Genomic DNA, 22,359 nt, shown 5'->3' with positions numbered 1-22,359 from the left:
ATGAAAACAACTAAACTTTTAACCCTTCTTTCTAAAGAAGTTAAATTAAAGTTAATTATTCATCTTTTTTCTTGTGTCGAAAACGAATGTGAAGTTAATACTTTCGTTGATATTCTTCGTGAAAAACAAGCAAATATTTCAAAACATTTAAATGATTTAAAGCGTGAAGGTGTAGTTGAAAGCCGTAAGGTAGGAGTTTTTGTTTATTACTATATGCTTCCAAGTTTTAAAAATAAATACGGAGCATTACTTGAAGAAATTATTAAACTTGAAGAAATGCAAAAGTTTGAATGTAAATGTTCAAGCACATAGCAAAAAAATAGATGAGAAATTCTCATCTATTTTTTTATACATTTTTACTTTAATTTTTTATAAAAAAAAGTTAGCTATAAACTAGGACAGAAAAAATTAACAATTTATTAAATTGGATAGCCCCATACTATATTCGTATGGGGTTTTTCAATTTAGACATGATTGAATTCTAAATTTATTGTATCAATTAACATAATTAGATATCTCTTTTTCTAGTTCGCTCAAAGTCATAGCTTTGATATTTAAATCTCTAATTAATTCAGTTTTTAAATTTGAAAATCAATATTCCACAACTCTATTATCTAAACTGTTTCCTACTTTTGAAAGTGAAATTATTCCACCTTTATTTTGAATAAAACCAGAAAAATCATCAGATGTATAAGTTGAGCAATGATCTGAATGTAGTATAAAACTTTTTTCAAAATCAACATTTTCAAATGTTTTGTAAATTAATTTTGAATCATTAAATTTAGAAAGAGAAAAACTAATTATTTCTTTAGTTTTATGTTTAATCACTACTGAAAGATAAACATTATTGTTTATTGCATCTTTTGTCGCTGGGAGATATGTTACATCAGTAGTATATATATTTCTGTTATCTACATCATTATAATCTCTATTAACAATATTTTCTTTTATGACAGATGTGTTCTTTGATTCTTTTAGTTTTTTTCTTTTTCTGACATTACAAAATAAACCTAAGGCATTCATATATCTTCCTAGAGTTCTTTCATTTATATCTATTTTATAGTGCTTTAAGATAAAATATTTTAATTTTTGTCTACCATATTTAGATCTATTTTGTTTAAATGAATCAATAATCAAGTCTTGGTACTTTATTTTTCTAGATTTAATTCTAGGAGCAAAATTATTTCTTTTATGTTTGGATATTGTTTGTCTACAAAGATACAACAAAATAGCAAGTTTATACGAAGCAATATTAATATGTGACGCCTCTTGAACTTTTTCTGTTTTAAATTTTTCTTTTGTAATTTCTCTATATCTTTTTGCAATTTCAATTAAATCTTCTCGTGTAAAAATGTCTCAATTTATATCTTGTTCTTTCACTTTTCTTGACCTACCGGTTCCAGGCTTTCTTGGTTTTTTATTCATATTAAAATTATAATGTTTTAATATTCTTCGTAATCTGGCTTTAACATATTTATCTTTTGCTTTTGCACCATATTTATACATCAGTTCAATTGCATACTTTTTACCTAATTGAAAAAATGCATTATAAATTTCTTTTTCTTGTTCTTCTGTAAAATGTTTACCCATTTTTTCTCCTTTCAAAATATAAAAAATTAACATTCGAAGGAATGTTAATTTTTATTGTGCTAGTTTACTAAGCTAACTTTTTATATTATTTTTCAAGTTTAATTTTAACACTTGGTCCCATTGAAGCCGAAACTGTTAAGTTAAGAATGTATGTTCCTTTAACAGCAGCTGGTTTAAGTTTTTTGATTAATGAGATAAGTGTTTTAGCATTTTCAACTAAAGCTTCTGTTGACATGCTTGATTTTCCAATAAGAGAGTGAACGATTCCGGCTTTATCTGTACGGTAGTTTGCTTTACCTTTTTTAAGTTCTTCAACAGCTTTTTCAGGGTTAGGTGTAACTGTACCTGTTTTAGGGTTTGGCATTAAACCTTTAGGCCCAAGTTTTTTACCATATTTACCAAGTAAAGGCATCATTGTTGGGTCTGCAACCATAACATCAAAATCAAAGTCATCTTCTTTAATTTTTTGTTCAACTGCTTGTCCATCTAAAACAATATCTGCACCTGCTTCAGCAGCTAATTTAGCTTTTTCAGGGTTGTTTGTAGCAACTAATACTCTAACTGATTTACCTGTTCCGTTTGGAAGTAAAACAGCACCACGTAATTGTTGGTCAGCTTTTCTAACATCAAGGTTAAGGTTGAATGCTAAATCGATTGAAGCATCGAATTTAGCATAAGAAGTTTTTTTAGCAAGTTCAATAGCTTCTGCTAATTCATAAGCTGCTGTTCTATCGAATGATTCTCTAGCAGCTTTTAAGTTTTTAGAAAGTTTTCTAGCCATTATTCTTGTTCTCCTTCTTTTGCTTTTTCTTCATCTTTAATTGTTGTTACTTCGATTGCTTGACCTTTTGTTTGTGCTAATTCTTCTAATTCTTCATTTAAAGCAGCTTCTCTAGCAGCGGCAGCTTTTGCAGCTTTTGCAGCAGCTTTAGCTTCTGCTTTCGCTTTGAAGATGTCATCGTATCCTTCAACTAAAACACCCATTTGTTTTGCTGTTCCAGCAATTGTAGCCATAGCGGCATCAACATCATCTGTGTTTAAGTCAGGTAATTTGTATTCAGCGATTTCTCTAAGTTGATCTTTTGAAATTGTAGCAACTACTGTTGTTTTAGCGTTAGCTGCACCTGATTGAATTTTTGCAGCTTGTTTAATTTTGAATGAAGCTGGAGCTGTAAATAATTTGAACTCAAATGTTTTGTCTTTGTAAACTGTAATTTGTACTGGAACTGGTTCGTTTCCTCTATCTCTTGTTGCATCGTTAAAAGCTCTTGTAAATTCAGGCATGTTAACACCAACACCAGCAAGTGCTGGACCAGGTTTAGCTTGTCCTGCGATGAACTCTAACTTAGCAATTCTTTGAATTTCTTTTTTTGCCATTTTAGTATCCTTTCGATATTGTGGTCCAACGATAAAACTTAATTTTATCTCCCACGGCGGCAATATCTTTATATTGCTTTTTTATTATATTTTTTTTCTTAAAAAATAAAAGCAATTTCTAAGATTTTTAACCACTAAAAAATAGTCTTAAAAATCTATTTTAAGTAATTTGTCTTTCTAGATATAAAAATAAAAAGTTAGACAGAATCTAACTTTTTAAATTAATTATGATTTTGTTTTAGCAAAATAATAAGTTGTAACTTTACTTTGAAGTTGATCGTTAATAGGCATGATAGCTTCATGAATTACATTTTTACTATTATTAATTTCATAAATACCAATCGCTTCAGGATCATGTCCTTCGCTTGGTGAAGCGAAGTAATTTCTTAAAATTAGCTCATAATCAACATTTTGAGTTGGTACATAGTTAATGTAAGAGAAATTATTGATATCTAAATGATCAGCTAAAGTTTGATCGCCTTCAACATCTAAGAACGCAATTGAGCGTGCTAATATATTTACAATTGCACTTTCTAACTCATTTGAATCTTGAATAAATTCATCAAAATAATCAGAGTTTTCACTAATAAAATTATTAAAAATTGTAAGTAAAACTGTATCTTCAAAGTCTAAGCTATCTAATTCAATTGCTTTTTCTTGATCGTTTGCTTTTTGAATTAATTGTTCTTTAATTTGATTAATTAAAGCTTGTTTTGAAGTTGCTAAATATTCTTTTAAAATAGTTGGAAGATAGTTGATTCTTTGACTTAAATCAACATCATTTGGGTTTTCACCGTTTAAAAAGAGTTGATGTTGATTTCTTAAACTATAAAATTTGTCAAAATAGTTTTGATTTTCAGGTTTTGAAAGATCAATTTTAGCACGGTATTTTGTTACAAGACTTGCAAGCTCTTGTTGACTATTTTCTGGTAATTCTAAATTATCAACTCAATTTTGCAATTTAATTTCTTCTCATAAATTAGCAAGGCGATGCTCAACGAATTTTTGTTGAATTTGAGTATTAAAATCATTTTCTACTTCATTATATAACTGATCTTTGAGTAGCTCAAATTCGGCTTGAAAATTTGAATAAACGCTCTCTGCGAGATTTTGTAAGTATCGATCATTGCTTTCGTCGCTATTATTCGATGAAAAGACTAGACCATCAATTAAAAGAAGGTTATGTTTTGGTTTAATTGACCGAGTTGAACCATCAATTGCTCACCCAGGTAAGTTATCATTACCGTAGTAAGCATCTAAGGCATCACCGTTATACATAATTGCTGCCCTTGCATCACTTCGTGAGAGGTTAATTAAATTATTTAATAGTTCAAGTCCGTCACCTTTAAAATTGATGTGATTACTATCAGTGACATAATAACCTGTTCCGTCATGAATTAAATCGGTAAAAGAATCAATTAATTCTCTATAAGTTTTGGGTTCAACTTTTCCTGTAAAGTCATTTGCGGTGCGATCACCATTAGCTTTTTTTCAATAACTTGAGCCGTAAAGCATATTGTCTCTTAAAGCATCAGTGATTGTTCAATTGTTGTAGCCTTTTGTTTTAAGGGTATTTAAAATATTCACAAGATCAATTAAACTTTCGCTACCGCTAATTTTTTGACTATTTAGTCAATCAATATTTTTAAGGGGTTCAACTTTTTTGCTAATTTCAGGAAAATCATCTAAGTTTCATGTTTCCTTGTTTTGTTCTTTCATTTTTTGAATAACGTAATTAGCGTTATTCATATCTTGTTTTAACAAATTGTAAGCAACAACCATATCTTGTGAATAATATGGTAAAAAGTACTCTCAAAATTCATCATTGACTTCCACTTCGTTATTGTTTGAGTCAGTAAAAGTTGAAGTAATCCGTTTCGGTTTATTAGTTAACGGATCAATGACCGGATCACCTTTTTTGTCAATTACAAATAAATAATTATTATAAGTTTCTAAATGTGATCATACTTCAGGTCTTAAAATTAAGCGTAATGCTAATTTGGTTAATTTTCTTCTTTGTAATGAATTTTTAGGTATTTTTAAAAATTCAGGATCACGAAATAAAATTCCATAATCAATTTTTTTGAGAAGTTTTTTTTGGATTAAACTAGCGGCAAGAAAATCTGATCCAATTCCTCCGACAGTTTTGTGGTTGATTAAAGCATTTGTGAATTGATTGATTTCATCAAAAGCTTTATAATCAAATTCTTGTCTTAGATAATCTTGATTATCATCTGACATATATGATTTATAGTTATAAAAGCTAGGTTTAAAAGGTGTCTTGACTTTGTAACCAATTAATGTAGCAGTTAGTGAGGCTAAACCTAATAAAGCAACCCCACCTAAAAATCATTTATGTGAAAATTTCTTCATTTAATTATGCCTTTCTTCTTGATTTTGCAATTGTATAAATCACATTACCAATAATAGTAATGAATAATACGATTGAACCAAGAACAAGACCTCAAGGCTCGAAAGCTCCCTCATATAATTTAGTTCCAAGTGTTGAAGTATTTGAAACTGTTCTAGCAATAATAAAGTCATCAAAACTTAATACTGATGAAACAATTACAACCATAATAATACTTGGAATCATGTAAACCAAATAAGTCTTCATTCAAGAACGGAATTTTGAATGTCCTAAATCTTGTGAAGCCTCGTATAAATTGTTGTTGAATTTCTCGCTTCGTGGAAGCATTAGCATAATTCCGTAAGGAAGTGCCATAATTGTGTGAGCTACAATTAGACGCATGAAACCTTCATCTTCTGTGCTGATTACACCGATGAAAATTCCAAAAACAAGAACAAGTCCAATTGCTGTAATGTTGTCTGGATTAATTAATGGAATATTTGAAGTACCTTGAACAAATCTTTTTAAATTTTTATTCTTTTGACGATAAAGTGAATAAACAGTCACAAGACTAAGTGATACAACAAGAATACTTACAATAATCGCAAGTAAAAAAGTATTAACTAACGCTTTTAAACGATCGTTTTGTAAAAATTCTAAGTAATTTTCAATTGTAAAAGGTGTGTAATATGGATTAAATTCACCCTTTGGAGATTTTTCATTAAAACTAAATATGACTGCAAAAACAAGAGGAATATAAACTAATAATAAAATGATGTAAATATAAGATTTACGCAAGTATTCTGTTAATTTATTCATAGTGATATCCTTTCTTGAATTTGAAGATCACTTTTGGAATAAGTAAAAGTAATGAGTAAGATCCAATAAAAATTGCAGAAACAACAATAACTAATGTACTTCCAACTTGAAGATCGTATTTGTTTCCTGGGTTAATTTTAGTATTAATTAAATCTCCAATTAAAGTTTGCTGCGATCCGTCTGGGAGCAATTTACTTGAAATTGTGAAAGTAGTAGCTCCGGCAAGAAAAATCATCCCAAGTCCACTTAAAATTGCTTTTGTTCCATAAGGTAAAATAACTTTAAATAAAGTTTGAAAATCATTATATCCAAGATCGTTTGATGCCTCAATAATGTTTTTAGGCATATCTTTAAAAACTGTATAAAGTGGCATGATCATTAAAGGTAAATTAAGATAAGTTAAACCTAAAATAATAAATCATGAATTATTAAGTGTGTTTGGTTCTGAAGCAAAAATTGATAAAAATAAACCTTTAATTGCATAAATTCTAGCAATTGTGAAAATAGCCATTGGCGAGATGATTAAACTTAATGCATAAATTTGAAAAATTTTACTTTGTGAACGTGAAATAAAATAGGAATATGGTAAGGCAATTATTAAGCAAAGTAAAGCTGAAATAACCCCAACATATAAACTTCTTCAAATAATTTTTCAAGTTCCTGGTTGTCCAACTAATGTTCAAGGATTGTTTCCTTCATTAGATCTTAAACTGTTGATAACAATTAAAACAACAGGTAAAACTATTAAAAATAAAGCTACTAAAAGATATGGAACTGCAAAAAGAAATTTTTGGTTTAAATTGAATTTTTTACTAATTTTGGAAAGCATCATTTGAATAATCTCACTTAGCGTCTTTTTTCATTAAGTGAATTGAATCGATTGTTCATGAAAGATAAACTTTTTCATTTAATTCAAATTTCTTAGCAGTTTCAACATAGATAATATCTTCATCATCTGTTTCGATAGTAAGGTAGAAGTAGCTTCCACGGTATTGCATTTCTTTGATTCTACCTTTAATTTTACCTTTGACTGTTTTAGGTTCTGAAACAATATCAATATCTTCAGGACGAATTAATGCATCAACTTCATTTTCACCTTCAAATTCTTCGAAATCATGAACTGTTTTAAACTCTTTACCAAGCATTCTAACATTTCCATTTTTAAGGATTTTGGCGTTAAAAATATTTGAATTTCCGATAAATTTTGCTACTCAAATATTAACAGGATAGTCATAAATATTTTTTGGTGTATCGTATTGCTCAATTACTCCACCACGCATAACAGCGATTCGATCAGAAAGCTCTAATGCTTCATCTTGATCGTGAGTAACAAAGATAAAAGTTAGTCCTAATTCTTGCTGGATTGTTCTTAATAAAACTTGCATTTTTTCACGAATTTTGGCATCTAAGGCACTAAGCGGTTCGTCAAGAAGTAAAATTTCGGGTTCAATAACTAAACTACGAGCTAAAGCAACACGTTGTTTCATTCCTCCACTTAATTGAGTAATTGCCTTTTTCTCATTTCCTGTTAATCCAACAATTTCAAGGATTTTAGCGATTTTAGCTTCCATTTCTTCGCTAGTCATTTTTCTTTTGAAATAACGGTTTTCAAAAGCTTCAACATTTTGGTTTACATAGTTTTCTCAATATGAATATTGAAAATCAGAATCGTCAAGTCATTCTTGTCTTTTGCGGTATTGACGAGTTCCTTCTGGGATTGATTCGAGTTCTTTGGTGTATTGTTCTTGGATTTTGTCAAGCTCAGCCATTTTAGCTTCAGCTTTTGCGATTCATTGTTTTTTCTTAGTTTCAAGTAATTTAATGTGTTTTTCATTAATTACTTCTTTTTTGACTCTTTTGAGTTTTAAACCATACGCAACATTTCCTTCAACATTTAAGTGTGGAAATAATGCGTAATCTTGGAAAATAGTTGATACATTTCTTTTATGAGGAGATAAATCTTTAATATCGAGCCCATTAAACATGATTTCACCACGTGTTGCTCATTCAAAACCTCCTAATAATCTTAAAATAGTTGTTTTCCCACTTCCTGATGGTCCAAGTAAAGTTACAAATTCTCCACGATTAATTTTTAAATCAACACTGTGAAGAACGACTTTATCATCAAATTCTTTAACAACTTCTTTAAGTTCGATAATTGGTAAATTATCTTTTTTCTTTTTTGATATAGCCATTATTATGTTCCTTTCATTTTTTGTTTGGCTAAACTAAATTTAGCTAATTAAAAACGGGGAGACGGCATCTGAATAGTTTTCAAAATATTCAACAAAAATAAACTTAAAAACAGGATAGTTATATCCTGAAAAAACTTGAAAAATATTTTTAACATTAATTTTCTGTATTAGTTCATTTTTGTTTTTCATAGATAATAATTATTTTACTTTAAAGTTAAGTTTTTATAATATTTTTTTGTTATTTTTTTTATTTTTTTAATATCTCAACTTCTAAACTTTTAAGACTATATTGTAGATTTAGAAGTAAAAGTTCCGCATTTTTTTCTTTTTTAAATTTTTAAGCCAAAAAACAAACGCATTAAAAAATAAAAATAGCACAAAAGTAAACTAGGACAGAAAAAATTAACAATTTATCAAATTGGATAGCCCCATACTATATTCGTATGGGGTTTTTCAATTTAGACATGATTGAATTCTAAATTTGTTGTATCAATTAACATAATTAGATATTACTTTTTCTAGTTCACTCAAAGTCATAGCTTTGATATTTAAATCTCTAATTAATTCAGTTTTTAAATTTGAAAATCAATATTCCACAACTCTATTATCTAAACTGTTTCCCACTTTTGAAAGTGAAATTATTCCACCTTTATTTTGAATAAAACGAGAAAAATCATCAGATGTATAAGTTGAGCAATGATCTGAATGTAGTATAAAACTTTTTTCAAAATCAACATTTTCAAATGTTTTGTAAATTAATTTTGAATCATTAAATTTGGAAAGAGAAAAACTAATTATTTCTTTAGTTTTATGTTTAATCACTACTGAAAGATAAACATTATTGTTTATCGCATCTTTTGTCGCTGGGAGATATGTTACATCAGTAGCATATATATTTCTGTTATATACATCGTTATAATCTCTATTCACAATGTTTTCTTTTATGATAGATGTGTTCTTTACTTCTTTTAATTTTTTTCTTTTTCTGATATTGCAAAATAAACCTAAGGCATTAATATATCTTCCTAGAGTTCTTTCGTTTATGTCTATTTTATAGTGCTTTAAGATAAAATATTTTAATTTTTGTCTACCATATTTAGATCTATTTTGTTTAAATGAATCAATAATCAAGTCTTGGTACTTTATTTTTCTGGATTTATTTTTAGGAGCAAAATTATTTCTTTTATGTTTGGATATTGTTTGTCTACAAAGATACAACAAAATAGCAAGTTTATACGAAGCCATATTAATATTTGATGCCTCTTGAACTTTCTCTGTTTTAAATTTATCTTTTGTAATTTCTCTATATCTTTTTGCAATTTCAATTAAATCTTCTCGTGTAAAAATGTCTCAATTTATATCTTGTTCTTTCACTTTTCTTGACCTACCGGTTCCAGGCTTTCTTGGTTTTTTATTCATATTACAATTATAATGTTTTAATATTCCTCGTAATCTTGCTTTCACATATTTATCTTTTGCTTTTGCACCATATTTATACATAAGTTCAATTGCATACTTTTTGCCTAATTGAAAAAATGTATTATAAATTTCTTTTTCTTGTTCTTCTGTAAAATGTTTTCCCATTTTTTCTCCTTTAAAAATATAAAAAATTAACATTCGAAGGAATGTTAATTTTTATTGTCCTAGTTTAAAAGTGCTATTAAGATTTTGTTAAATTAAAGTATTCAATGCTAATTTTACTTTGTAATTTTTTATCAACAGGACCAAGTGCTTTATGGATATTATTTGAATTATTGATAATTTCATAAATTTCAATCACTTTTTGATCTTGACCGCTAGTTACATCCATGAAATAATTTCTTAAAACCAATTCATATAAAGATGTTTCAATCGGAACATAACGAACATAATTGAAATTATCTATATATTTATTTTCTTTAGCTATTAGTTCATTTTGTAAGTTTAAAGTTGCTAAAATTCTAGCTAAAATTAAAGCTTGCTTTTCTTGGTTTGCGTTATTATAAATTTCTAGAAATTCAGGATTTTTATAGTTATTAAATAATGCTTGAACGGCTTTTTCAAAGCCTGTTTGTGGTTGAAAATCAGTGTTTGAAATTTGTTTTAAAAGATCTGATTTTTGATTTAGCAATCAATTAGCGATTATTTTTGGCATAAAATTAATTCGATCATTTATGTCAACATCATGTTCTAATTGACCGATGTTATAAGCTTCATGTTTTTCTCTAGCTTGATAAAAGTCATTTAAGATTTGATTGTTTTCTGGTTTAGATAAATCAACAAGTGGAAGCAAAGTCTTGATGAATTCTTCTTGATTGTTTGAGTTGACTTGCAAGCTTTCAAGTTCTTTGGTTTTAAGTCTTTTTCAATCTTCGAGATATAATTTTTCGGTAAGCTTATTAGAATCTAAATTATTGGTTTCTTTAATTTGATGATGTTTGTTTTTAAGATTTTCATAAATACTATTTGATAAAACTTTTAAATAACGATTTCTATTTTGAAGCGAAGTAGCCTTAGCTACTACAAGTCCGTCTACTAAAAGAATATTGTGCTTTGGTTTAATTCCACGAACTTGTTTTTTGGGTTCTAATTCACTAAAATGCTCATCACTATAATAAGCATTCATTGCATCACCGTTATACATAATAGATGCACTATAAGATTTAAAATTTGGATTTAATAAATCACGAATAATTTCTAAACTATCACCCTTTAGACTAATTGCATTTGAATCTTTGATTGCAAAACCGGTTCCATCTTTAATTAAATCACCAAAATAATTTAGCATTTCTAAGTAAGTTTTATTTGAAACTTCACCTGTAAAACGATCACTTACTCTTGAGCCATCTGGTAATTTTCAATAACTTGTTGCGTAAAGCATATTATCTCTAATTGCGTCTGTAATTGTATAGTGCTTTACACCCACTTTTTGAAGTGATTTTAAGATATTAATCATTTCATGTGACTTATTTTTTGGAAGATTCATTTTTTGGGCTGCTTTATCAAAATCAAGTTCATCTGAGTTATCTTTTTTTAATTCATTAGGAATTTTGAGTTTTTGAATGTTATAGCCCACAATAGCATCTTGTGAATAATATGGGACAAAAAATTGTCAAAATTCATAATTATAAGTGTTAGGATCTTCTTTTAAATATTTATTATAAGATTCAAGATGATTTCAAATTTCAGGACGGTAGAGTTTTCGAAGGGCAGATTTAATTTTATCGTTAGTTGTTAAAGAAGGATCGTCAAGAAGAACACTATAATCAATTTGAGTAATTAAGCCTTCTTTAATTAAATTGATTGCTTGGAAATCAGAACCAATTCCTGCAACTGCTTTATTATTGATTAATGATTTACTAAATTCATTAATTTCATCAAAAGCTTTGTATTGAAAAGTTTCTCTTAGATAATCTTGATTATCATCTGACATATAAGATTTGTAATTATAAAAACTAGGTTTAAATGGATGGGAAATTTTATAAGAAAAAGCAGCAAGGACTGTACTTGCTAGTGCTGATATTGTAATTATTGGTAAAATTCATTTTTTATAAGTTTTCATTATTTTCCGTTTCTAAAAAAATAAAAGTTGCTTCAAAGCAACGATTATTTTCCTAATGTTAAAAGTTTAATAAAACTTTCAGCCTCTAAACTAGCTCCTCCTACAAGGAAACCATCGATGTTAGGCATTTGTGAAAGTTCAGCGATGTTTTTTGGATTAACACTTCCACCGTATTGAACAATTAAATCATTTGAAGTTAATTCGTGAATATATTTACATACTTCTTCAGCGATTTCTGGTGTTGCAACTTTACCAGTTCCGATTGCTCAAATAGGTTCGTAAGCAACAATAATTCTTGTGTAATCTAAATCTTTAACTGATTCTTCAATTTGTTTTTTAACAACCTCTTTTGTTTTCCCTGCTTCATACTCTTCAAGAGTTTCTCCAACACAAATAACAGGAATTAAATTATATTCTAAAGCTAATTTTGCTTTTTCATAAACAAATTGATTTGATTCGTGGTAATATTCTCTTCTTTCTGAATGTCCTAAAACTACATATTTTACACCCATTTCAACAAGCATGTTTGGAGCAATTTCTCCTGTGTATGCACCAGCTTCTTTATTTGACATGTTTTGTGCAGCAACCTCTAAGTGAGGAACTTGATTTAATGAGAAAGCAGATAAATTTGTAAATGGAGCTGCAATAGCGTATTTAATATTTTCTGCAATTTTGTCTTTATTTTGATCGTGGCAAGCAGCTAAATCTTGTAAGAATAAAACTGATTCTGAAAAAGTTTTGTTCATTTTTCAGTTACCAATAATTACTTTATTTTTCATTGTGTTCTCCTTATTTTTAATCTTTGACTAAATTTTAAAGCATTTATAAAAATTTATAAATAATTAACTAAAAAAATAAAACTTTTTTAGTTCAACTTATCAAAAAAATTATTTATTAAATGCTATGAATTATAAAAATAAAGGAATGTTTTTGGAAGAAGTTATAAATAATAGTTTGTTTTACTATCAAAAAAATCAAATTGCATTTATCGAGAAAAAAGAAGTGCCTATTAAAATTACAAAAACAGCTAATATAGGAACAAATGTTATTGTTAAAGGAAAACTTTTTGTAAAATCAACAGTTGATTATATCGGAATGTATCAAGGTAAATTTATTTGTTTTGAAGCAAAAAGCTCAGAAAAAGATCTTTATCGATATAAAAACATCAAAAAACATCAGTGAGATTATTTAGAGTTAATTGCTAAAAATGGAGGAATTTCGTTTTTTGTATTTTATTTTGCTAGTGATAATTCTTTTTTTAAAGTCGATTCTTTAAAACTTCTCGAACATAAAAAAGCTCATAGCTCAATTAGTAAAGACAAAATTGAAGAGTTAGGAACAAAAATAGAACTTGAATTTCCGGGGATTATCAATATTTTTAAATAAAAAAGCTAGCATTGCTAGCTGATGTAAATCAGGATAAAAAAATTAGACACATTCCAAAAAGAAAGGAGTGTGTCTTTTTTATGCGTTTAAAACAATTTACAAAAGAACAAAAATTAAAATATATCCACATTTACCAAAAAGAAGGTTTTGAAATAGCGATTATAACTTTTGTTGAAGATTTTTGAGAAAGATATCAAATCATAAAACAAAGAAAAGAGGGTAAGCATGAAAATCCTTATAGAAGAGCGAAAGCTTTATTAAAGAGTTGGATAAAAATATATAATTTCAACATGAATAATTTAGAAAGTAAATCAGGTAAAAGTAAAAAACCTAACTCAGGAAGAAGAAAAAGAGTTAGCATCAATGAATTGTGTGAGGAAGATAGAGATCTTTATCAGGATATTATGGAAGAAATTTTGGAAGAAAGAGGAGTAAAACAACAAGAAATTTTTGAAAAAATTAGAAAAAGAAAAGAAGAAAAAAGTAAACAATTTAGAAATATTTCAAAAATTTCATTAGTTTTGAAATTAAATCGAACTTCTTTTTATTACTCTTATTCTAAGAAAGAAAAAATTGACAAAAAGAAATATATTGATCATGAATTAATTAATTGAATTAATTTAGAAGCTAAAAATTCTAATTTTGTTATAGGAAGAGATAAACTTTATCAAAAATACTTATTAACGCACCAAAAAAGAATTTCTTCATATTTATTTAGACTAAATTATGAATTTAATCAATATAAATCAAGAGCATATCAAAAGAAAAAATCAAAGAAAAACAAAGAGGTAAAATTCTCTAGAATCTGAGCATCAGATTTAGTTCAAGGAAATTTTAAATCAAATTATTTTGGTGAAAAATTACATGCAGATATTAAATTTATTAAAACAAAAGAAGGAATGAGATTTCTTCATGTTATCACCGAAACTTTTAGTAACACTGTTTTAAATTGAACTTTATCGGATATAAGAGATTCTGCATCTACTATAAAGCTTGTTCAAGATACTCTTGATAAACATCAAATCAAACCTACTATTTTTCATTCAGATCACGGAATTGAATATGCAAATTTTGCCTTTTCTAAATTTTTAAAAAATGTAAATACTAAACAATCAATGTCTCCAAAAGGTAATTCATTAGCAAATAGACCTTCCGAATTTATTTTTGCATTAATTCAAAGAGAATTATTAGATTTTTATGAAACTGATAAAATGTTAGATAGCGAAGTGAATTTAATCATATCTAAATATTTTTCTTGATATAACCTCGAAAGACCTCAATCAAATTTAAATTGAAAAACGCCGCATGGTTTTTTAACACATGCGACGTTAAGTGTCTAATTTATTTATCCTAATATACATTGCTAGCTGATGACTAAGCTTTAATATCAACTTGGTCACGTAAGTATTTAGAAGGTTTATATTTAATAACACGTCTTTGAGGAACTTGTTGTTCTTCTTTTGTGAATTTATTTTGAATTGTACGTGATTGTTTAACAACAGTAGAAAAAATTCCTAATTTTGAAAGTCTAACTTTTTCTTCTGTAATTAATTGTTCTTTAAGAACGAAAACCATTGAGTCAAAAACTTTTTCAACTACTTTTGGTTCTAAATCAGCAAATTCTGCCACTTCTACGATAAAATCTTTTTTTGTCATTTGTCTCCTAATTTTGAATTAATTACATTTATATTATATTATAAAAAAATTATTTTTATTTTTTTAAACCTATTTTATAGAGGAATTAGTCAAAAAATAAAACTTTTAGAAAAAATTAGAATATAAAAAAGTAATAAAAAACGAGAATTTCTTCTCGCTCTCTCTTTAATATTGAGGAATATTATTTAAAAAATATATTTTAATTATTAAAAAAGTTAAAAAATAAAAGGGTAAATAAAATTAAAAAAATAAAAATAAATAGTTTTTGAAACTTAAAAATAAAATAAAAAAAATGGCGGAACAGAGAGGATTTGAACCTCCGCGGGAGTTGCCTCCCCTACAGTCTTAGCAGGACCGCCTCTTCAGCCTCTTGAGTACTGTTCCATTACAAATAATAGTATAACACAATTTAGTTTTTTATAAAAATTAAAAGTATTATTTTCTATTATGTGCGCTAGAAATACCTAATAATTAGGTACAAATATTATAGCATAAGAAAGCTTAAAATAAAGCTAAAATCTAATTTTTACCATTCTTGGTTTATTTGAAATATCATTTTGAATTTCAATATCTAACTTTTGACTTAATTTTTTTCAAATTTCTAAATGAAACGGATTGATTTCAAAAAAAAGTAAACCATGTCCATTTTTAAGATATTTGGGAGCTTCTTTAATTATTTCTTTGTAAAAATAAAATCCATCATCAGGTGCGAAAAGAGCACTAGATGGTTCGAAATTTAAAACACTATCGGAAAGAATTTCTGAACTTTGTAAATAGGGAGGATTTGCAACAATTAAATCATAATTATTAGTTTTAAGATTTTCAAATAAATTACTTTGAATAATCATTACATCTAAATTATTTCTTTGTGCATTTAATTTAGTTTGCTTGATTGCTTGGGAACTAATGTCAGATAATGTCACTTCAAAATGAGGAAAATTTTTTTTCAAAGCAAGTCCAATAAAACCACTCCCTGTGCATAAATCTAGAATTTTAAAATCTTTCTTATTTATTTTGTGAATTTCTTCTTTCACTCAATAAATTAATTCCTCGGTTTCGTAACGGGGTATTAAAACATTATAACTAAGATCGATGTTCACATCTGCCATTTCAATGTATCCAATAATTTTTTGAATAGGCATTTGTTGTTTTAATTGCTCTAATTCAAAAGTAGATACAGTTTGATCCAAACCGTATCTACGCTTTTCTAAAATTAAATCTTCTTTTGTAGGCATTAAATTCCAGCTTCTTTGATTTTCTCGTTTTGTTCTTCGGTTAATAATGCGTCAATAATAGGATTGATTTTACCTTCCATTACAGGAGATAAACTTGTTGAGAAAGAAATTCTATGATCAGTTACACGATCTTGTGGATAATTATAAGTTCTAATTTTTTCACTACGTGCTCCGCTTCCTGCTAATTTACGGTATCCAGCTTCTTCTTGTTGTTTCTTTTGAATTTCAATATCATAAAGTTTTGATTTAAGGATTCTCATTGCAATTTCTTTGTTTTGGATTTGACTCTTTCCTTCTTGACAAGAAACAACAATTCCACTTGGGAAGTGAGTAATTCTAACGGCTGAATCAGTTGTATTAACAGATTGACCTCCATTACCACTTGAACGGAAAACGTCAACTCTAATATCTTCTGATTTTACTTCTATTTCAATATCATCATCAATTTCAGGCATTACTGTTACTGTTGCTGTTGAAGTATGCACTCTACCTTTCGTTTCGGTTACAGGAACTCTTTGAACTCTGTGGACACCACTTTCGAATTTAAGTTTTGAATATGGTTTATCACCTTTAACTGAAAAAGTCACAAGAGAAAAACCTCCACCTTCTGTTGACGATGATTCTAAAAGTGTTGTTTTCATGTCATTTTGTGCACATCATTTTTGGTACATTCTAAATAAATCACCTGCAAAAATGTTTGCTTCATCACCACCAGCTGCACCTCTAATTTCGACGATTACATCACGATTATCGTTTTCATCTTTTGGAAGGATTAAGATTTTTAAACTTTCAGCAAGTTTTTCCATTAAGCTTTCTGATTCTGAAATTTCACTTTTAGCAAGAAAAATCATTTCTTCATCTTTTTCAATGTTAAGAATTTCTTTGGCATTTTTTAAATTTTGTTCTGCTTGCAAATACTCATTAAAAGCTTCGACAATATCTTTGATTGAGTTAATTTCTTTGTTTATTTTTGTGTAATTTTTAATATCAGAAACAACTTCTGGGTTGAGTAATTGTTCTTGAAGTTCATCATGTTTTTGTTTAATTTGAAGTAAAGATTTATACATTGTATTTTCCATAGTGTTTTTATTTTACCACATAAATTTTTAGTGTTTAGGTTATAGTCACTAAATCTAACTAAAAACTAAATAATTCTATTAATTTTGAAATTTTCAATAAATTTAAAGGAGGATTTTATGACCAAAAAACTCAAATATACATTAGCCACTCTACTTTCTTTTTTTAGTTTAGGAATAATTGCTATAAGTTCAACTGCTGGTGTTTTTGTATCCGCTAAAATTCATAAGAAAAGTAAAATGATTAATTATTTAAAAAATAATTTAGTAGATCTTGAATTTAATAAGAAAGAATTAGAAACACAAATCCAAAATTTCAAAGTTAGTCTTTCTGAAAATGAAGCAAAAATGCAAAAAATCTGTTTTGAACTTGAAAATGAGAAAACAAATTTAAAAAATTTAAAAAATAAATTACTTTTATATGAAAATGGAGAAGCCCATGAAGCTAATGAAGAAAACAAAGAGAATTTAGTTTCGCAAATTCAAGCAAAACAAAATCAAATTAACGATCTTGAAAATCAATTAAATCTTGAAAAACAAAAAAATACTGAACTTTTAAAGAAATTCAAACAAAAAGAACAAGAAAATTTAGAACTAGTTGAAAAAATTAAAAACTTAATTGCTTCTCAAAATGCAAAAGTGCATGAATTAGAAACTCAAATTCAAAGCTTTACTTTGAGCAAAGATGAAAAAACAAATTTAATTAAGCAAAAATCTAATGAAATACTTAATTTACAAAATTCTTTAAATTCTAAAAATACCGAATTAGTTCAATTGAAAACAAAGATCTCAAATTTAGAGAGATCATTTAATAATATTCAAAATGATAGAAATGGAGAAAAGGAAAAATTTATTCATTTAAATCTTCAATTAAGAAATAGTTATAAGAAATTTATTGCAACTATTAATTCCGAAAAAGAAACTTATATCAAACTCATTAATCAAGTTTTTATAACAAAAGAATTTTTGAATTCAAATAATTTTCATGAAGAAAGCGAATCTTTTGCAAAGATCTTAAATTCTAGTTTAAATGTTGAAAAATTTAAAAAACTTCTTAACGGTGAGGTTCTACTTTTTGAACATATCGATCCAAATCTGCGTTTTCAAATAAGTCATCATTTTAAAGAGTTTGATAGTTTAGCAAATGAAGATAGTGAAATCTGAAAGGTATTTTGAAATTATAGTGATGATCAATATAAAAATTATTTTATTAATAATGATAATTTGCAAAAAATCGAAAAAGTAAATTTATTAGTAGAAAAATTAACTAATTTAATTGATGTAAATCTAAAGAGCTTAAAAGAAGCATTTACTGTTATTTTAAAAATTTATCAAGCTCAAAAAAATGGATTATTAAATTATTTAGACAAAGAAGAACAAAAATTAAAGAGTCTAATTGGGACAAATCAAAATATTAATTTTGATTTAAGAGAAAATTATAGAAAAATTAAAACAGGAATTTTAGGAGAAATAAATTTAAAGCTTTCTAAATTAGAAGAGTTAATTAAATTAAAAGACCAAAAGCTAATTGAATATGTGGGTAGTACAGATCTTTCTTTGATTGTTGATCAAGAAGGTAATGGAGCTAAAGATAATTCACTGATTTCTAATTTAAGAAAAAAAGCAAAAATTAAAGAAAGTGAAAATCAAAGATTATTAGATTCTTTAAAGAACAAAAATGCTGAATTGCAAAAATCTCAAACCAAAATTTTGGAGCTTAGTAAAGAAATTGAAAAAGAAAAACAAATTCTTATCAACAAAGAAAGCGAAATTAATTCATTTAGAGAGCAAATTAGAAGTAAAAATCAAGAAATAGAAATTTTAAAAAGCCAATTAAAGAATAAAGATAATTCTATTTCTGATCTTGAAAAAGAAAAACAAAAAGCTCTTAATGAAGTAAAGTATTGAAAAGATAATTATTTAGTAGCAGAAAAAAATTCTCAAAAATTAAATTTAGAACTGGAACGCACAAAAAATAAATTACAGTTTTTAACCGGCTCTAGTGATAGAGAATTCAATGTAGGGATTTATGGCGAAAATGCTAAATCAGGTTCATATATTTATAACTTAAATCATCAAATTCAAATTAAAGAAAAAAATTTAGAAACTCTAAAAAAAGAAAAGTTGGAAAAAGAACAAGAATTAAATAAACTTTTAGAACTTCTTAATAAATTAAATATTAAATCCTTAAACTTTGGAATTGTGACTCAATTAGAAAATCCAAAAGTTTTTTATGAAGCAGGTTATGCCTGAGATGCACTTCGTGATAGATTTAATAAGTTTAAAAGAGAAGGATATGAAACAAGAGCACTAGATAGTAATTTGCTAGCATTTGATAAATATTATCCTGATAATCAAAAAGGCTTATCATATAATGGTTCCGATTATTATAACAATCCACCCAAAAACCCAGAGCGAACATATTTTGAAGCGAAAGTTATTAAAGGTGATTTTGGAATTTATACCTCCCCAAGAGGTAAATGATTAACTGATTATTTTTGTAAGAAAGTTATTTTTAATTTAAATGCTGATGATATTTGCGATAAAAACGCTTATAATGATGTCAATTTTAATACAAAGATTGTTTTAGCTAATTTATTCAAAGATCAAGATGTTTTTAAGGGAACTTTAAAAGAATTAGAAGAAAAAATTAATTCATTTAATTATTCAATGGAAGCTAATCATGGTGTTTATCAACATTATCAATATCTCAATCATCAAAAATACAAGGTAAAACAATTAATTAGTTATGCTAATAGTTATCGAAGTTTTATTTTTAGAGAAAGCGAAATAGAAATTGACTGAGTACCTTATATTAAACTGGTTAAACCTTCAAGTGCATGAACTAAATTAGAATTATCTTACTATATGATTCCAATTTCCATTATAAATAGAGCCTATAATGATATTCGTTCAACTTATAATTTTGATTTAATTGCTCAAAATCCAATACCAGATATTGTTTATTTATTTAAAAATAATTGAAAGAAAATGACAGGTGGAGAATTAGACAATTCAAGTTTAACTTATGAAGAAATTTATAATTTTTATGAAGGAAAAGTTATTTTAGGAAATTCAATTGTTTTACCTGATTTAAAATTAGAGGTACCTAGATTAATGGTTATTCGCAATTTCTAAAAATTTTGCTTTATTTATATAAAAAATAAATGTAAAAAATAGACAAATCCGTTTGAGTTTAGGATCCTGAGTTTCCAAGTTGAGACGCTATAAAAAACGAATACATCTATAAATAAGGTGTATTCGTTTTTTTACATTTAAAATTACACACATAGAATTAACTCATACATGCGATAAAATCTTTATAAATTTTTATATTTTCTTTGTGGTTTTCATCCAAATCATTAATTATTTCTTGTACCACTTTTCCATTTACTTCTTTTTTTGTTATAGTCATCATTCTTAATGAATCCACAAATAAATCTAACGTCACTTTTTGTATTTCTCCATTGATTTCATAATATTTCTTTAATTTATAAAGACAGTATTTTAAAACAACAAGAGCAATGAAACATAATAAAAGATGTGCAAGTATATGCTGTTCATTATGAACAAAAACAGGTCTAACTTGTAAAGAAGATTTTAATGTTCTGAAATTTTCTTCTACTTTTCATTGTTTTCTGTAAATTTCATTAGCTTTTTCTGGTGTTAAATCTAAAATATTGGTTTCAATAATGTAAAAACCATCTTCAGATTCTTTTTTCTTAATTTTCTCTCAATTTAATTTACCCACTGTTTTGCCATCAATGTCCATGTATTTCTTTTTATATTCTGGAACTAAAGAACTAAGTGGGAGTTCTCCATTTACAGTTTTCTTATTCAATTTATCAATAAAATTATTTCTTTTTAATTTATCTAAAGTCTTTTTCCCAGGACTGAAAAACACACATCATTTTCTGTATTTACCATTAAATCTATTTTTGTTTCAAACAGATTCAACAATTTGTTCTTTCCAAAACATTTCATCTCTAAAAACATAATGTTTGTCCTCAAGAATGAATTTTTTCATCCCAATACTTAATGTATCTAATCTTTTTTGGAATATATATTTAATTCCTTTTTGTTCTAGGAAACGTAAGTTTGCATTGTTATTTATTCCACGATCTGCAACTATTATAATATCCTTTATTTTATAGATTGATTGAAGTTCTAAAACGAAGGATAACATTGTTTTACCATCAGCCGTGTTACCTGGGAACACTTTATAGTGTATTGGTATTCCGTTTTCATCTACAGCCATTGCTATGACTACTTGATCTTCATTGTGTTTTCCGTCTTTTGAAAAACCGTTTTTTCTTATTCCTTCTCTTGTAAAGCTTTCAAAATAAACTGTTGTGTTATCGAAGTGAAAAACTTTATTATTACGATTTGTGAATTCATTTATTTTTTGAAATAAATTGACTAAAACAGAATTCTTATTTTCGAAAATAACATCAAGATAGTTATATATTGATGATTTTTTAACATTAATATCATTTATAAAATCACTTTTATTTTTATATTGTGACATATAGCTTCTTGGAAGGATAATTCTAGTTGCTATGAAAAATTCCAAAACCTCTTCTAACGATTTATGTTTACTTTTTGGTAATGCCGAAAATAAATCTAATTCTTTAATAACTTTATAAATTAAATCAACTCCAATATTTTGGATACTTGTTTTTACAGAAGTAGGTTTTAATAATTTAAAAAACTCTTCTTTTGCAACAGTTTTATCTAAAGATGTATCTACTTTTTTTGCTATTTCTTTTATATCTTCAATTGAAGATAATCCATACTTTTCTTTGATATCTTCTCAGTACCCTAGACCAATCTGATTTCCATAACCTTTTTTAAAACCTTTAGAAATAGCTAAAACTAAATAATATTTTCCATTTTGTTTTTTCTTGCATAAACTGTAACTCATGCTCTTATTATATCATTTTATGTGTGTAATGTAAGTAAAAAAAACATTTTTTTCTTTAGGTCATATATCTTTGATATATGTATAAAAAAATAAGCCTAAAAAATAAGCTCAACTTGGAAACTCAGGTTATTTTAGGAAATTCAATTGTTTTACCTGATTTAAAATTAGAGGTACCTAGATTAATGGTTATTCGCAATTTCTAAAAATTTT

The 22,359-nt window shown here is 26.8% G+C and carries 19 protein-coding genes and 1 tRNA gene; 4 read left to right on the top strand and 16 right to left on the bottom strand.

The window, feature by feature from the left end:
• The gene (locus EXC53_RS03120; RefSeq protein WP_119571893.1) at positions 1-312 is read left to right on the top strand and encodes an ArsR/SmtB family transcription factor; all 312 of its coding nucleotides are present in this window, start codon (positions 1-3) and stop codon (positions 310-312) included.
• Between the two features lie 96 nt (positions 313-408).
• Here EXC53_RS03120 and EXC53_RS03115 read toward each other — a convergent pair whose 3' ends face one another.
• The 11 genes from EXC53_RS03115 to tpiA all read right to left on the bottom strand — a co-directional run bounded on the left by EXC53_RS03115 (position 409) and on the right by tpiA (position 12,651).
• A complete protein-coding gene (locus EXC53_RS03115; RefSeq protein WP_129724702.1) occupies positions 409-1,623 on the bottom strand; it encodes an IS3 family transposase in 1,215 nt (404 codons plus the stop codon).
• Between the two features lie 52 nt (positions 1,624-1,675).
• Positions 1,676-2,371: a 50S ribosomal protein L1 gene (gene rplA / locus EXC53_RS03110; protein ID WP_119572207.1), complete on the bottom strand. Its 696-nt coding sequence runs from the start codon at positions 2,369-2,371 to the stop codon at positions 1,676-1,678.
• On the bottom strand, positions 2,371-2,967 hold the full coding sequence (rplK, locus tag EXC53_RS03105; RefSeq protein ID WP_119572208.1) for a 50S ribosomal protein L11: 597 nt from the start codon (positions 2,965-2,967) through the stop codon (positions 2,371-2,373). Before rplK ends, rplA begins: the two co-directional genes overlap by 1 nt.
• 225 nt (positions 2,968-3,192) lie before the next feature.
• Positions 3,193-5,340, bottom strand: coding sequence for a hypothetical protein (locus tag EXC53_RS03100; protein ID WP_119572209.1), 2,148 nt, complete (start codon positions 5,338-5,340; stop codon positions 3,193-3,195).
• 4 nt (positions 5,341-5,344) lie between these two features.
• Entirely contained in the window at positions 5,345-6,136 is a 792-nt protein-coding gene (locus EXC53_RS03095; protein WP_119572210.1) for an ABC transporter permease, read from the bottom strand.
• The gene (locus tag EXC53_RS03090; protein ID WP_119572212.1) at positions 6,129-6,965 is read right to left on the bottom strand and encodes an ABC transporter permease; all 837 of its coding nucleotides are present in this window, start codon (positions 6,963-6,965) and stop codon (positions 6,129-6,131) included. Before EXC53_RS03090 ends, EXC53_RS03095 begins: the two co-directional genes overlap by 8 nt.
• Positions 6,949-8,331, bottom strand: a complete 1,383-nt coding sequence (locus tag EXC53_RS03085) for an ABC transporter ATP-binding protein (protein WP_119572211.1) — start codon at positions 8,329-8,331, stop codon at positions 6,949-6,951. Before EXC53_RS03085 ends, EXC53_RS03090 begins: the two co-directional genes overlap by 17 nt.
• 39 nt (positions 8,332-8,370) lie before the next feature.
• Positions 8,371-8,520 (bottom strand): hypothetical protein, encoded by a 150-nt coding sequence (locus EXC53_RS04215; RefSeq protein ID WP_165261030.1) that lies wholly within the window; start codon positions 8,518-8,520, stop codon positions 8,371-8,373.
• Positions 8,521-8,733: 213 nt separating this feature from the next.
• On the bottom strand, positions 8,734-9,948 hold the full coding sequence (locus EXC53_RS03080) for an IS3 family transposase (RefSeq protein WP_129724700.1): 1,215 nt from the start codon (positions 9,946-9,948) through the stop codon (positions 8,734-8,736).
• Positions 9,949-9,991: 43 nt separating this feature from the next.
• Complete coding sequence (locus EXC53_RS03075) at positions 9,992-11,872, bottom strand: hypothetical protein (RefSeq protein WP_119572312.1); 1,881 nt, start codon at positions 11,870-11,872, stop codon at positions 9,992-9,994.
• Positions 11,873-11,916: 44 nt separating this feature from the next.
• On the bottom strand, positions 11,917-12,651 hold the full coding sequence (gene tpiA / locus EXC53_RS03070) for a triose-phosphate isomerase (RefSeq protein WP_119572313.1): 735 nt from the start codon (positions 12,649-12,651) through the stop codon (positions 11,917-11,919).
• 124 nt (positions 12,652-12,775) lie between these two features.
• Between tpiA and recU the strand changes: the two genes are divergently transcribed.
• Both recU and EXC53_RS03060 read left to right on the top strand, forming a co-directional pair.
• Positions 12,776-13,258, top strand: coding sequence for a Holliday junction resolvase RecU (gene recU / locus EXC53_RS03065; RefSeq protein ID WP_119572314.1), 483 nt, complete (start codon positions 12,776-12,778; stop codon positions 13,256-13,258).
• 80 nt (positions 13,259-13,338) lie between these two features.
• Positions 13,339-14,598: a DDE-type integrase/transposase/recombinase gene (locus EXC53_RS03060; RefSeq protein WP_129724498.1), complete on the top strand. Its 1,260-nt coding sequence runs from the start codon at positions 13,339-13,341 to the stop codon at positions 14,596-14,598.
• A gap of 34 nt (positions 14,599-14,632) precedes the next feature.
• Here the strand turns inward: EXC53_RS03060 and EXC53_RS03055 are convergent, their stop codons facing one another.
• From EXC53_RS03055 to prfA, 4 genes are all read right to left on the bottom strand, one after another.
• Positions 14,633-14,914 carry an HU family DNA-binding protein gene (locus tag EXC53_RS03055; protein WP_119572260.1) on the bottom strand — a complete coding sequence of 94 codons (282 nt, stop codon included), beginning with the start codon at positions 14,912-14,914 and terminating at the stop codon, positions 14,633-14,635.
• 293 nt (positions 14,915-15,207) lie between these two features.
• Positions 15,208-15,298: transfer RNA gene (locus EXC53_RS03050), tRNA-Ser, on the bottom strand.
• Between the two features lie 128 nt (positions 15,299-15,426).
• The gene (prmC, locus tag EXC53_RS03045; RefSeq protein ID WP_119572259.1) at positions 15,427-16,149 is read right to left on the bottom strand and encodes a peptide chain release factor N(5)-glutamine methyltransferase; all 723 of its coding nucleotides are present in this window, start codon (positions 16,147-16,149) and stop codon (positions 15,427-15,429) included.
• Complete coding sequence (gene prfA / locus EXC53_RS03040) at positions 16,149-17,228, bottom strand: peptide chain release factor 1 (RefSeq protein ID WP_119572258.1); 1,080 nt, start codon at positions 17,226-17,228, stop codon at positions 16,149-16,151. The genes prmC and prfA overlap by 1 nt, the downstream gene beginning before the upstream one ends.
• 117 nt (positions 17,229-17,345) lie before the next feature.
• Between prfA and EXC53_RS03035 the strand changes: the two genes are divergently transcribed.
• On the top strand, positions 17,346-20,363 hold the full coding sequence (locus tag EXC53_RS03035) for a coiled-coil domain-containing protein (RefSeq protein WP_129724698.1): 3,018 nt from the start codon (positions 17,346-17,348) through the stop codon (positions 20,361-20,363).
• Positions 20,364-20,520: 157 nt separating this feature from the next.
• On the opposite strand, the gene EXC53_RS03030 is transcribed toward EXC53_RS03035, so the two are convergent.
• Positions 20,521-22,149: an IS1634 family transposase gene (locus EXC53_RS03030; RefSeq protein ID WP_129724553.1), complete on the bottom strand. Its 1,629-nt coding sequence runs from the start codon at positions 22,147-22,149 to the stop codon at positions 20,521-20,523.
• Positions 22,150-22,359 lie beyond the last annotated feature (210 nt).

This window comes from Mycoplasmopsis gallopavonis (assembly GCF_900660635.1).
GTDB lineage: Bacteria > Bacillota_I > Bacilli_A > Mycoplasmatales > Metamycoplasmataceae > Mycoplasmopsis > Mycoplasmopsis gallopavonis.
This window is presented reverse-complemented; position numbering and strand designations above follow the sequence as displayed.